Origin of the sequence: Klebsiella sp. RIT-PI-d (assembly GCF_001187865.1) — a bacterium.
Lineage (GTDB): Bacteria > Pseudomonadota > Gammaproteobacteria > Enterobacterales > Enterobacteriaceae > Superficieibacter.
Map to the genome: position 1 here is coordinate 971,905 of NZ_LGIT01000009.1, position 12,755 is coordinate 984,659.

The 12,755-nt window shown below is 52.3% G+C and carries 11 protein-coding genes; all 11 read right to left on the minus strand.

Annotated features, from left to right (window positions below):
- Positions 1-79: 79 nt before the first annotated feature.
- The gene (osmB, locus tag AC791_RS11070) at positions 80-298 is read right to left on the minus strand and encodes an osmotically-inducible lipoprotein OsmB (protein WP_049841607.1); all 219 of its coding nucleotides are present in this window, start codon (positions 296-298) and stop codon (positions 80-82) included.
- A 358-nt stretch (positions 299-656) separates the two neighbouring features.
- The gene (locus tag AC791_RS11075) at positions 657-839 is read right to left on the minus strand and encodes a hypothetical protein (protein ID WP_049840491.1); all 183 of its coding nucleotides are present in this window, start codon (positions 837-839) and stop codon (positions 657-659) included.
- Positions 840-919: 80 nt separating this feature from the next.
- Positions 920-2,911 (minus strand): cyclic di-GMP phosphodiesterase, encoded by a 1,992-nt coding sequence (pdeR, locus tag AC791_RS11080; protein ID WP_049840492.1) that lies wholly within the window; start codon positions 2,909-2,911, stop codon positions 920-922.
- Positions 2,912-3,110: 199 nt separating this feature from the next.
- Positions 3,111-5,048, minus strand: coding sequence for an exoribonuclease II (locus AC791_RS11085; RefSeq protein ID WP_049840493.1), 1,938 nt, complete (start codon positions 5,046-5,048; stop codon positions 3,111-3,113).
- 99 nt (positions 5,049-5,147) lie between these two features.
- Positions 5,148-6,284 carry a carboxymuconolactone decarboxylase family protein gene (locus tag AC791_RS11090; protein WP_049840494.1) on the minus strand — a complete coding sequence of 379 codons (1,137 nt, stop codon included), beginning with the start codon at positions 6,282-6,284 and terminating at the stop codon, positions 5,148-5,150.
- Between the two features lie 183 nt (positions 6,285-6,467).
- The gene (fabI, locus tag AC791_RS11095; RefSeq protein WP_049840495.1) at positions 6,468-7,256 is read right to left on the minus strand and encodes an enoyl-ACP reductase FabI; all 789 of its coding nucleotides are present in this window, start codon (positions 7,254-7,256) and stop codon (positions 6,468-6,470) included.
- Positions 7,257-7,458: 202 nt separating this feature from the next.
- Positions 7,459-8,265, minus strand: a complete 807-nt coding sequence (gene sapF, locus AC791_RS11100; RefSeq protein ID WP_049840496.1) for a peptide ABC transporter ATP-binding protein SapF — start codon at positions 8,263-8,265, stop codon at positions 7,459-7,461.
- A 1-nt stretch (position 8,266) separates the two neighbouring features.
- Entirely contained in the window at positions 8,267-9,259 is a 993-nt protein-coding gene (gene sapD / locus AC791_RS11105; protein ID WP_049840497.1) for a putrescine export ABC transporter ATP-binding protein SapD, read from the minus strand.
- Positions 9,259-10,149 carry a putrescine export ABC transporter permease SapC gene (gene sapC / locus AC791_RS11110; RefSeq protein ID WP_049840498.1) on the minus strand — a complete coding sequence of 297 codons (891 nt, stop codon included), beginning with the start codon at positions 10,147-10,149 and terminating at the stop codon, positions 9,259-9,261. The genes sapD and sapC overlap by 1 nt, the downstream gene beginning before the upstream one ends.
- Entirely contained in the window at positions 10,136-11,101 is a 966-nt protein-coding gene (gene sapB / locus AC791_RS11115; protein WP_049840499.1) for a putrescine export ABC transporter permease SapB, read from the minus strand. The genes sapC and sapB overlap by 14 nt, the downstream gene beginning before the upstream one ends.
- Complete coding sequence (gene sapA / locus AC791_RS11120) at positions 11,098-12,744, minus strand: ABC transporter substrate-binding protein SapA (RefSeq protein ID WP_049840500.1); 1,647 nt, start codon at positions 12,742-12,744, stop codon at positions 11,098-11,100. Before sapA ends, sapB begins: the two co-directional genes overlap by 4 nt.
- Positions 12,745-12,755 lie beyond the last annotated feature (11 nt).

Sequence of the window (12,755 nt, forward strand, 5' to 3'; positions counted from 1 at the left end):
TAGGCGAGCCACGGCATAATACCGTGGCTCGTTTGTAGAATGCGCTATTCGCGATGATAACGCCTTGGTCAGGAGAAAGTTACTTGCTGACCTGATGGCCAATAACACCACCCACTGCCGCACCACCCAGCGTACCCAGCGTGCTACCGTCGGATAAGACTGCACCGCCGAGTGCACCCGCGCCGGCACCCAGAGCGGTATTACGATCGCGTTTAGACCAGTTTGAGCAGGCGCTCAATGAAACAGCCAGAGTGACGGCCAGAACCGCAGCGGCGACTTTTTTACTTGTTAAGTTCATCATACCTTCTCCTGAATAATGGATTCATGGAAGAATTTCCCTTTTATTATAGCTGGTAACCATAATAATGGGGCCATCCATGAGTATTGTTGTGCAGGTGCAAAAGATTACGCAGGTGATCATTCTGGCCTGTCGTTTCGTTAAGATAATTTTAGGTCTTTATCATTGAACAGACAGGTAAAAAATCTTAATTCATTACCAGGATAAATCTTAGAGAAGGTCAGCAGCCTGCTATGCGGCACGCTGTGTGGCGGCATTTATCAATAAGCATATAAACGATAAATCCCGGCTATTCAGGGTTTTTGCGCGAAATAGCTTGCTCTCAGGCTACGGCACTATCAGTCACGTTTCCCTTATACTAAATTTCCCACGGAGATTTAGGGCTATCGGATGTATTTAGCTGTGGGTCTTGTGCCTGCTGCAGAAGTTCAGCTTTGAGGATCTCTAAATTATGAATTGCCGAGTGGTAATCGCCAGCTACCAGAATATCAAGTACTGTATCAATGCGATGGGCCAGGCTGTGCAGAGTGAGATCGGTCATGTTATATCCTTTTTTCAATGAAAAAACGTCATTCCAATCATGCAAAAATCAATGTTAAAAGGAAAGTAAAAAAAATCCTGTCAATGGACAGTTTTTGTCTGATACTCGCGATACCATTTTTCAAAATCATCGGCTGGCATCGGCTTAGCAAACAAAAAACCCTGCCTTTCATTAACGCCATTGCGGGTAAGAAAGATATCTTCTTTCTTTGTTTCGACACCTTCAGCAATAACCCGCAACTGGAGTGCCTGGGCAAAAGCAATAATGGCCCTGACAAGAGATTGTGAAATGGCTTGCTTATGCACGTCACGAACAAAACTTTTATCCAGCTTAATGGCGTTTATGGGAAAATGCGCCAGCTTGGAGAGAGAGGAGTAGCCGGTACCAAAATCATCAAGATGGATTTGCGCGCCCAGCTGGCTGAACTGCTGAATGACGGAATGGGCCTGTTCAGCATTTTCAATTAAACAGCTTTCAGTAAGCTCCACATCGACAGGGCAATCATCAAAATGAAATTCCTTTAGCGCCTGAGTAAGATCGCTAAAAATCGTCTGATCTGCCAGCTGTCGGGCAGAAACATTGACCGCCACGCGCAGATCCAGGCCTTTATCCCGCCATACCGCCAGCTGACGCACTACCTCCACCATGACCCAGCGCCCCAGAGGCACAATCAGTCCTGACTCTTCAGCGTAGGCAATAAACTCTTGCGGCGGGATCAATCCGCGTTCAGGCGACTGCCAGCGAACCAGCGCTTCAAGACTGTGTACTTCACCATCCCAGTCGATTTTGGGCTGGTAGTGTATTTGCAACTGTAAATTATCCAGTGCCTTACGCAAATTCGTATCCAGCCATAAATACTCAAATACGCGCTGATTCATCTCAGGTGCGAATACACAAAATTTGCCCCGGCCACTTTCTTTGGCGGTATACATTGCGGTATCGGCATTTCGAATCACATTTTCACGATCTTCTCCGTGCTGAGGCGCAATCGCAATACCTAAAGAGCAGCTGGTATAGACCTCAATAAGGCCGATACGAAAGGGCTGCTGTAGCTGATGCAGAATGCGCGATGACATTGCTTCAAGTGCCGCCTGTGACGTACTGGTTGCGAGCACAATAAACTCATCGCCACCGAGACGCGCCAGCAGCTGACCTTCCTCAAGACAGCTCAAAATAGCCAGCGACACCGCCTGCAATAATCGATCGCCAAACATATGTCCGTAGGCATCGTTAATTTTTTTGAAGTTATCAAGATCCAGGTAAACAATACCGACCTGCGTTTCACCCCGCAGATCAATAGCTTCGGCGATCAACTCCTGAATAGCATTGCGGTTAGGTAATCCGGTCACACTATCGGTATTTGCCAGCACGCGTAAGTGCTCCTGCGCACGCCTTTCCTCCGTAATATCCGTACCTGAACAAATAAGAAAAATTTCATTTTTTCCGCTGCCGCTGTGGACAAATTTATTGCGAAAAAGAAACAAGCGCTGTCCTTTGCGGGTGTTTATCCAGCGTTCAACCTCATAAGAGCTGCCGTTATTAAAGAAATCATTAATATATTCTCTTGACGCGTTGGCCTCACCCGGCGTCATAAACAGATTAAATATACTTTGACCAATAACCTCATGCTCTTTCTTACCTGCATATTCTTCGCTTAGCCGATTGAAACGCTGAATATTCCCGTGGCGGTCAAGAATAACAATCACCGAGTTCGCCTCTGAGACAACCTGTTCAGCAAAAGAGAGGCTTTGCGCGAGATCGCGGGCTACGGAAGATGTGTCATTCCATGCCGATGAGGTTCCGGCCCATTCATCAGCGCTGACTTTTCGGCCCACCAGGTGAACAGGAACCTCAGAATTATAAATATTAAGGGTTATCTTAAGACTGGAGGTAATAACACTGAGTTCGCGAATGCGCGCCGCCTGGTCAGCTGTAAGCGTAATGACCTGAGTCAGGGACGAATTTTCATTGGCTGTCAGATACAGGGTATTGGTGTTAGCTTTAAAGCGCCAGCGTGGGCTGGGGCTGCCGGTAAAACGAGAGAGTAGATTATGCTCAGGCTGGTTTTTCATATCCTCTCCGCACAATGAATATGTCGCATTTAAGCATCTTTATGCCCTGCACAGAAGGTGTCGTATCTCTCAGTGTGAACGTTTTTAGCGATTCTGGCGGAAAAAATCAGAAAAATAGTGGGGCATGTCGCATTCGTGGCATTAATAATAAAACCGCTTTTCCGAAAAGTGAAAAGCGGTTTTAGGGAAGTATCAGAGATTAGACGACGGGACGAGCGATAACGCTGCGGGTTTCCAGACGCACTTCAGCAATGGTGACATCAATAACGTCAGTCACTTTAAAGACGACCTCACCTTTGATTTGTACGGTACCCGTTTCCTGACTACAGACCAGTTCATCGCGAACGGCGTGCAGGAAAGGCGCTGGAATAAATGCAACGGCACCGTTGTCGACCAGACGAACGCGCATACCGCCGCGGCTGATGTCGACGATCTCCGCTGCAAAGCGAGTATCCGTTCCGGCTTTATCTTTCAGAAAGCGGGCATACAGCCAGTCGCCTACATCACGTTCTGCCATACGGTTCAGACGACGACGTTCGGCCATCTGGATTGTTACATCGGCCTGCGGACGCTCAATAGATTCACCTTTAATTACCGCTTTTAACAGGCGATGATTAATCATATCGCCATATTTACGAATCGGTGAGGTCCATGTCGCGTAAGCATCAAGCCCCAGACCGAAATGTGGGCCGGGTTCAACACTAATTTCTGCATATGACTGGAAGCGACGAATACGGCTGTCGAGGAAGCCCGTCGGCTGCGCGTCCAGTTCGCGACGTAACTTGCAGAAGCCAGGCAGCGTCAGCACGTCCTGTGTATCGACATGGATACCGTGCGTTTTAAGCAGGGCAGCAAGCTGCTCACTGTTAGCCGGATCGAAACCGGTATGGACGTTGTAAATTCCAAAGCCAAGTTTATCGCGCAGCACGCGAGCCGCACAGATATTGGCTGCAATCATCGACTCTTCGACAATTCGATTGGCAATACGGCGCGGTTCGGCAACGATATCCAGCACTTCGCCTTTTTCGCCCAGCACAAAACGGTAATCGGGGCGATCTTTAAACACCAGCGCATGTTTAAGACGCCACTCGCTGCGGCTCAGGCAGATTCGGTTTAACAGGGTAATTTGGCGGGCAATGCTTTCGCTTTGCGGCTGCCAGCTGCTGCTGTTATTTTCCAGCCAGTCGGACACATTGTCGTAGGCCAGCTTCGCTTTGGACTCGATGGTTGCGGCGAAAAACGCAATGTTATCTTCGATTGTGCCGTCCTGGTCAACAATCATGCGGCAGGCCAGCACGGGACGAACTTCCAGCGGGCGTAGTGAACACAGGTTGTCAGACAGCTCACGCGGTAGCATCGGGATATTAAAGCCCGGCAGATAATTGGTGAAAGCGCGAATTTTCGCTGCGTCATCCAGTTTACTGCCCTGAGCGATCCACGCGGTGGGATCGGCAATGGCGACGGTCAACTGCAGTTTGCCGTCGGCCAGCTCTTCAGCAAATAGTGCATCGTCCATATCTTCGGTACTGGCACTATCGATAGTCACAAAGTCCAGCGCGGTTAAGTCGCGACGCTCAAGGCCTTCATCCATAATTTCAGCAGCCTGACCTGCCGGCGCTTCTTTTTCCAGATTATGGCGCGCCAGCGTCACCCACCACGGTACAAAGTGATCATCACCAAAGGTGATAAACTGTGTCAACCCGGCATAAAAGCTGCGGTCGCCTTTCAGCGGATGACGGCGCATCTCGGCCACGGCCCAGTCGCCGTCTTGAAAATCATGCTCCACGCCACGCTCAGCGCGGCAGGGGATTGCCTCTTTTAGTAAAGGATGGTCAGGGACAATAGAAAGACGATCGTCTTTCTTCTGAATCTTGCCGACGAAACGGGTCAGAAAGGGCTCGACAAGCTCCTCCGGCTCCGCGCTTTCACGATCTTTTTCACTGTGGATCACGGCAATAACGCGGTCACCGTGCATCACTTTTTTCATCTGCGGCGGCGGAATAAAGTAGCTTTTTTGCGCATCGACTTCGAGGAAGCCAAAGCCTTTTTCCGTGGCTTTAACGACCCCTTCAGCACGCGGGGTCTGTGAATGTAGTTGCTGTTTAAGCTGCGCAAGCAGCGGGTTATCCTGAAGCATAATGGTGTATTTTCGTGGCCTAAGAGCGGCTGACAGTTTTACGCGAATATGACCCTTCCAGCAAGCGCTGTTTGACCAATCTCCCTGAGGAATGTGCGGTCAGGCCATTTCCCCCAGGGCAATTCTTAATCGGTTCAGCCAGCCGCACAACCCACTGCCTGCAAGCAGGTTAACCGCCTGTTCAACGGACAGCCCGTGCTCAATAAGAGGGGTAAAGTGAGCGGCACTGAAATGGTCGGGCGCGCGGGTAAGAAGCTGTACCGCCTGAATCACGGCGTGTCCGGCGGGGTGGTTATGTTCCCATGACCGTAACGTATCAAGTGACTGCGTGCGAATTTCCGCCAGGTCGTCGTTAGCATCAATTGCGGCATTAAAACAGTGGGCGCTACCGTTAATGCGCGCCCCAATGAGTGCCGTCAGGCCAGAAAACGGCGCAGGAGGAAGACGAGTAATCAGCCTGGCGGTGGCATCGAGCGTACGACAATCGTACACCAGAAGCGGTAACAATCCCTCAAGCGGCGACAGCGTCTGCCATTTTTCCAGAACGTCAGTCTGCTCTGCGCAAGTGTGATGTAATTCGATACCCTGAAGAATCAACCGCCATCGCGCATTCGGGGTGGCAAAATGCGTGGCCGGGGCATCATCCTGTACCGGCATACCCGGTAGCCAGCGAACAGGCTGGGCCAGCAGGGCCTGAAAAGTAGCGATTACCCGGGCCTGAAAGCCGACATAACCAATAATTTGAGTGATTAATACGATGTCGTGTGTGGTCAGCCCCACTTGTTCCAGTTGCCGTACGGCTTGAGACGTTATGACGGATGGAGAGCTGGCAAGCTGTCGCGCATACTGGGTGATTTGTGCCAGCCGATGATTACTTTCACGAGAAGAATCGGGACCCGGAAGTGGCGCGAGGCGCGCTGCATAATGATTGCATAACCGCTGCACGCCATACACCTGTGCAACGGTCAGCGCCGTGCTCAGACGATCGTACGGACTGAATGTGAGCAGACGGGTTAGCGCCACATGGTGCGGGAAAAAGAGGGCAGCAAGCTCTCTTGCCGGGGCAATCCAGGCGTCACAGGACGTCAGCAGCGGCTCGGGAAGGGATAATCCAAGCAGGAAGCGATCCTCAACGTGGGCCGCTTCCGGGACGAGCGGCAGGACGTCTGCCGGACAGGTACTGGACTGCGTCTCATGATACCAGTGGCTTTTGCCAGAAACGCGGCGTTGCTCCATGGGCTTTCCTTGATCTGAGGTGGCGACCCGCGCGTAAGCAGGCGCTGTGCAACGGATCGTTTAACCCTGATATCCTGGCGTAAGCGTGAGAAGGGATGAAAGAATGAAGGGTGATATTTAATAGCAAACAGGAATATAGGCGGGAAAATAACCCTCTTTACAGACGTAAAGAGGGCAAAAAACTTATTTCAGTTCCAGCTCGTTCATTGCAGCGATGCTGAAGCCGCCGTCAACGTGAACCACTTCACCAGAGATACCGGCAGAGAGGTTAGAGCACAGGAACGCGGCAGAATTGCCCACATCTTCAATGGTCACCGTGCGGCGGATCGGGGTCACTGCTTCGCAATGCGCCAGCATTTTGCGGAAATCTTTAATGCCTGAAGCGGCCAGGGTGCGGATTGGGCCGGCAGAAATGGCGTTAACACGTACCCCTTCCGGACCCATTGCATTCGCCATGTAGCGAACGTTGGCTTCCAGAGATGCTTTGGCCAGACCCATAACGTTATAGTTAGGAATGGCGCGCTCGGCACCCAGATAAGACAGGGTCAGCAGCGCAGAATCCGGGTTTAGCATTTCACGGCAGGCTTTTGCCAGCGCAACAAAGCTGTAGGCGCTGATGTCATGAGCAATTTTAAAGCCTTCACGGGTTACCGCGTTGACATAGTCGCCGTCCAGCTGATCGCCCGGCGCGAAACCGATGGAGTGAACAAAACCATCGAATTTAGGCCAGCTTTTTGCCAGTTCGTCGAACAACGCGGTGATGCTTTCATCTTCAGCTACGTCACACGGCAGCACAATGCTGGAACCCAGGTCAGCGGCAAAACCTTCCACACGGCCTTTCAGTTTATCGTTCTGGTAGGTGAACGCCAGTTCAGCCCCTTCACGATGCATAGCCTGTGCGATACCGTAGGCAATGGAGAGTTTACTGGCGACGCCAGTGATCAGAATGCGCTTACCGGTAAGAAATCCCATAGCGTTTTAATCCTTAATTTGAATAGATCTTATGTGCCTAAAATCAGGCGGTTTGTTGCTAAAATCAGCAATACGAAACCATAAACAGCCATTATAAGCTACTCATCATGATGAGGCTATAGGCGCAGCAGTGGATAGAGCAGTGACAGTGTCACGGTTCTGTTCAGTCGTTTAAACGGTTACGTACAGATGTCGCCTGGCATCAACGGTCTTTACGCCAGGCATCCGCCGTCAGCGCCTCACCAAAATGTCCGGCAATCAGACGTCGGGTAAGATCGTGTAGCGGGGCGGCAAGAACGTCGGCAGTGCTGCCACGCTCGACCACTTCCCCCTGATGCATCACCAGAACCTGATCGCTGATATGTTTCATCATGCCTAAATGCTGAGTTACATAGATATAAGAGATACCCTGTTTTTCCTGTAACTCCAGCATCAGATTGATGAGCTGAGAACGCATCGACATATCCAGCGAGGCCAATGCCTCGTCAGCAATAATCACTTTAGGGCGTAAAATCAGCGCACGCGCCAGCCCCAGACGCTGCTTTTGCCCGGGTGCCAGCATATGCGGATAATAACTAACGTGATCGGGCAGCAGGCCTACCATTCTCATGGTTTCAATAATTTGCCTGCGGCGCTCTTCAGGCTGTAAATCCGTATTAAGGCGCAGCGGAAAATCGAGGATCTGTGAAATACGCTGGCGCGGATTTAGCGACGTTGACGGGTCCTGAAAAATCATACGAATACGCTGGCTGCGAAAAGAGTAGTCGCCATAGTGCAGGGGATGATCGTCGATTAACACTTCACCGGTAGTCGGTTCCACCATGCCCGCCAGCATTTTTGCCAGCGTCGACTTGCCGGAGCCATTCTCACCGATGATCGCCAGCGTCTGTTTCTCGCGCAGGGTGAAGCTCAATGGCTTTACCGCTGCCACCGTCTGGCGGTGAAACCAGCCGGTACGATAGCGAAAAACTTTACTTAAATTACGCACTTCCAGCAGGGTCTCGACCATCTCACTCTCTCTCCATGTTCAGTGGGAAATGACAGGCGTACAGATGGTTTTTAGCCCCTGTCAGACGAGGCGTTTCAATGCATTTACGCTGGGCATAAGGACAGCGTGGTCCCAGGCGACAACCCATCGGCAAATGTTCCAGCAGCGGGATTGCGCCGGGCATCGTATTAAGGCGGCTTTTATGCGGCATCGAACTGCCAAAATCCGGGATCGCACGGATAAGAGCCTGCGTATAGGGGTGATGAGGCGTCGCCACCAACTCTTCGCTCAGCGCGGTTTCGACGGTTTGTCCGCAGTACATAACGTTAATTTTATCCGCCCATTTACTCAGCATTTGTAGATCGTGACTGATGAGCAGAATAGTGGTGTTGTTATTCTGATTGAGGCGACTCAGCAGACGAAAAATTTGCGCTTGCGTGGTCGGCTCCATAGCATTGGTTGGTTCATCGGCAATGAGCAAACGCGGTTGATTCGCAAGGGCGATGGCGATCATCACTTTCTGGCATTCCCCCTCGGTAAGCTGATAAGGGAAGCTGCGCAGCACATCTTTGTGATCCCGGATACCGACCCGGTGCAGCAGTTCAATAGCGCGCTGCTTGCGCCAGCCGATGCGTTGCCACCAGCGACCTTTAAAGGTCCAGCGCGGGATATTCTGCATCAGCTGGTTGCCAATGCGCGCTGACGGATCAAGACAGGATTGCGGCTCCTGAAAAATCATCGACACATTATGACCGACCAGTTTACGCCGTTCACGTACCGAAAGTCTCAGCAGGTCAATGTCATCAAAACGCATGCGGTCAGCGGTGATCCGCCAGTTATCTTTCGTCACCCCGCAGATAGCCTTGGCGATCAGACTTTTTCCGGAGCCGGATTCACCCACCAGTCCGCGGATCTCACCTTCGGCCAGCGTCATGCTAACGCGGTCTACGGCCTTCACCCATCCTTCACTGGTATTAAATTCAATGGTCAGATTGCGGATATCCAGTAACGGCATTACTCCACCCCCGCATTAATTGCCCGGCGCAGCCCGTCGCCCAGCAGGTTGATCAGCAATACGCTTATCATGATGGCTGCGCCCGGGAGCATTACCGTCCACGGTGCGACATAAATCAGCTCCAGCGCATCGCCGAGCATGGCGCCCCATTCCGGAGAGGGAAGTTGCGCGCCGAGGTCGAGAAAGCCCAGTGCTGCAATATCAAGGATTGCCATAGACAGCGCGCGGGTGATTTCGGTCACCATCCCGGCAGTAATGTTTGGCAATACGGCAAACCATAAGATATTTAGCGTGGTTGCTCCATCCAGCCGCGCGGCGACGACATACTCTTTTTCGAGTTCATCGTGAACCATGCTGTAGACCGAACGAACCATACGCGGCAGCAGCGCCAGCCAGACGGCAAACATGGCATGGGTCAGATGTGGACCGGCAAATGCAACCACGATAATCGCCAGCAGCAGCGACGGAATAGAAAGCAGGGTGTCGAGAATATGGTTCAGCGCGGCAGACCGCAGGCCGTGGGTGGCCCCGGCGACCACGCCCAGCACCAGGCCACACAGCGTTGCCGCCAGCGTCACCGCAAACGCACCACCGACCGTAGGCGTTGCGCCACTAAGCAGTCGGCTCAGGACATCCCGGCCCAAATCGTCGGTACCGAGGAAAAATGACACCTCACCGTAGCGCGACCAGGAAGGCGGCAGCAGTTGATAGCCTAAGAATTGCTGATTAATCCCGTATGGCGCGAACAGGCTGCCGAAGATGCATAGCAGCAACAGGATGCCACAACCGTAAAGGCCGATCATCGCGGTGGTATCGCCGTAGAATTTACGCCACGCGTTGCGCAGCGTTCCCGGCGGGCGTTTTTCGCTATAGACGCTATCGTAAGGCATACCATTCCTTATGTTTCAGAGGGTTAGCCATAGCACCCAAAATATCGGAAATCACATTAACAATAATCACCAGCGCGCCAATCACCATGACGCCGGCCGAGATCGCCGCATAGTCTTGCTGCCGGATTGCATTAATCATCCAGCGTCCGAGACCCGGCCAGCTAAAAACGACTTCAGTGATCATCGCCAGCGTCAGCATGGTCGAAAATTGCAGTCCGAGCCGTGGAATAACCGGCGGCAGAGCGTTATGCAGCACATGACGCCAGAGGATCGTACGGCGTGAAACGCCACGGGTGGCGGCGGCTTTGATGTAATTCTGATCAAAAACATCAATCGTGCTGATGCGCATCAAACGAATCACTTCCGTTGTCGGGGCTACCGCCAGCGTCAGAACCGGCAACACCATATGGCGCAGGGCGCTGATCATCATTTCATGCCGCCAGGGCGAATCAGAAAGCCAGGCATCAACCAGCGCGAATCCGGTAACCGTTTTGACCTCGTACAGCAGATCAAAACGCCCGGATACCGGCAGCCAGCCCAACGTCAGTGAGAAAAATAGCGTCAGCAGCAGTGCCAGCCAGAAAACCGGGATCGAGAAGCCCAGCAGCGCCAGCGCGCTAATGACATTATCTTGCCATTTATTTCGCATGATCCCGGCCAGCATTCCAACCGGAATACCGATAAGCAGGGCAAACGAAAAAGCCAGGATACACAATTCCATAGTGGCCGGAAAAACCTCTTTCAGTTGCTCTGAGATCAGCTGACCATTAATGCTGGAAACGCCGAAATCCCAGTGCAGGACGCCGTTAAACCAGAACGTCCATGCGTTCCATAATGAGGCACCCTGGAGTGGCGCATGAGGCGTAAAATAGCTCAGGCTAAAGCCGATGAAGGTCAACAGGAATAGCGTAACCAGCAACAGCAGTACGCGGCGCAAGGTATAGATGATCATGGTTTCTGCCCCTCGTCTTTTTCACGCGAGACGCCGGCAAAAGAGGCGTTACCAAACGGGCTGACGACCAGTCCTTTCATATCGTAACGGTACGCCTGTAAGCGTAGCGAAGACGCCAGAGGAAGAACCGGAAGTTCACGGGCAAGAATGCGCTGCGCTTCATCATACTCATCAATTCGTGCGGCAAGCTGTTGTGAAGACAGCGCTTTAAACAGCACGTTATCAAATTCCCGATTGCACCAGTGAGCAAAATTGGATTGTGAGCTGATGGCGGCGCAACTCAGCAGCGGACGGAAAAAACTGTCCGGATCGTTACTGTCGGTAGCCCATCCTGCCAGCGTCAGGTCATGATTCATGTCCATCAGCCGTGCTTCCTGGAAACGGCCTTCAACCGGCATAATCGTTACCTTGACGCCAATATGCGCCATATCTGCCTGAATTAATTCCGCCATTTTCAATGGACTGGGATTCCATGCCTGGGAGGAGGTCGGGACCCAAAGCTGGAGCGTAAGATCCTTAATACCCAGGGCGTCAAGCTGCTCACGAGCCTTCGCCGGATCGTATTCGGTGATTTTCGCTTCGTTATCATAAGCCCATGAGGCGCGCGGCAAAATAGAGGCTGCGGTTTCTGCCGTGCCGTAATAAATCGACTGCATCAGACGTTCATTATTGATGGCCAGCGCCAGCGCATGGCGAACCGCCGGGTTATTCAGCGGTGCTTTGTTGGTGTTAAAGGCCAGATAGGCAATGTTCATACCTGGCCGCAGGGTTAAGCGCAGACGTGGATCGTCACGTAAGATGGAAAGTTGGCTGGCAGCAGGCCAGGCGAGGACATCGCATTCGCCGGTAAGCAGACGAGAAAGACGTCCGGTGCCCCCGGAACCAAGATCGACCACCACCTGCGGCATCAGCGGTTCGCCGCGCCAGAAATGCGCATGACGCTGCAAACGAATGAACTGGCCGGAACGGTATTCGCTAAGCTGATAGGGTCCGGTTCCCACGGGCTGACGATCGATTAACTCCTGACGATCGGTTTTTGTCAGTTGTGCGGCATATTCTGCGGACATTATCGATGCATAATGGGTCGCCAGATGCCAGAGAAACGAGGCGTCCGGACGCGTCAGGCGAAACTCAACGGTATGATTATCCAGTTTACGCACGCTCTCAACCGTATCGGCAAACTGCAGGCTGTCGAAGTACGGAAAGCTGCTGCCATTCACATTGTGCCACGGGTGCTGGCGATTAAAGATGCGCTGAAAGGTAAAGACCACATCGTCAGCATTCAGCTTGCGAGTCGGTTCAAACCAGGCGGTATGTTGAAACGCGACGTTGTTACGCAAATAGAAACGGTAGGTCGCACCGTTATCCAGTACTTCCCAGCGCTCAGCGAGCTCGGGGACCAGACGATAGGTATAAGGATCGACCTCCAGCAAGCGGTCATAAAGCTGGTCCGCCAGCGTATCGACAATCAGGCCGCTCCCCGCTTTTTGCGGGTTAAAGGTGTTTACCTGTCCGTTCACACAATAGACAAAGCCGCTATCACGGATATCGGTAACAGGTGAGGCGGGCGGCACAGGAGCGGCATGAGCCAGGCCAAAAAACAGGCCGACTGCCGCGACCAAAGAGGAAAAAACCAGGCGCATAATTTTCAGGG

Coding starts and splice junctions, on each gene's coding strand:
- AC791_RS11090 (WP_049840494.1), bottom strand. CDS start 6,284: ATGGAGCAACGCCGCGTTTCTGGCAAAAGCCACTGGTATCATGAGACG.
- AC791_RS11085 (WP_049840493.1), bottom strand. CDS start 5,048: ATGCTTCAGGATAACCCGCTGCTTGCGCAGCTTAAACAGCAACTACAT.
- sapA (WP_049840500.1), bottom strand. CDS start 12,744: ATGCGCCTGGTTTTTTCCTCTTTGGTCGCGGCAGTCGGCCTGTTTTTT.
- AC791_RS11075 (WP_049840491.1), bottom strand. CDS start 839: ATGACCGATCTCACTCTGCACAGCCTGGCCCATCGCATTGATACAGTA.
- osmB (WP_049841607.1), bottom strand. CDS start 298: ATGAACTTAACAAGTAAAAAAGTCGCCGCTGCGGTTCTGGCCGTCACT.
- sapF (WP_049840496.1), bottom strand. CDS start 8,265: ATGGTCGAGACCCTGCTGGAAGTGCGTAATTTAAGTAAAGTTTTTCGC.
- pdeR (WP_049840492.1), bottom strand. CDS start 2,911: ATGAAAAACCAGCCTGAGCATAATCTACTCTCTCGTTTTACCGGCAGC.
- sapB (WP_049840499.1), bottom strand. CDS start 11,101: ATGATCATCTATACCTTGCGCCGCGTACTGCTGTTGCTGGTTACGCTA.
- sapC (WP_049840498.1), bottom strand. CDS start 10,149: ATGCCTTACGATAGCGTCTATAGCGAAAAACGCCCGCCGGGAACGCTG.
- fabI (WP_049840495.1), bottom strand. CDS start 7,256: ATGGGATTTCTTACCGGTAAGCGCATTCTGATCACTGGCGTCGCCAGT.
- sapD (WP_049840497.1), bottom strand. CDS start 9,259: ATGCCGTTACTGGATATCCGCAATCTGACCATTGAATTTAATACCAGT.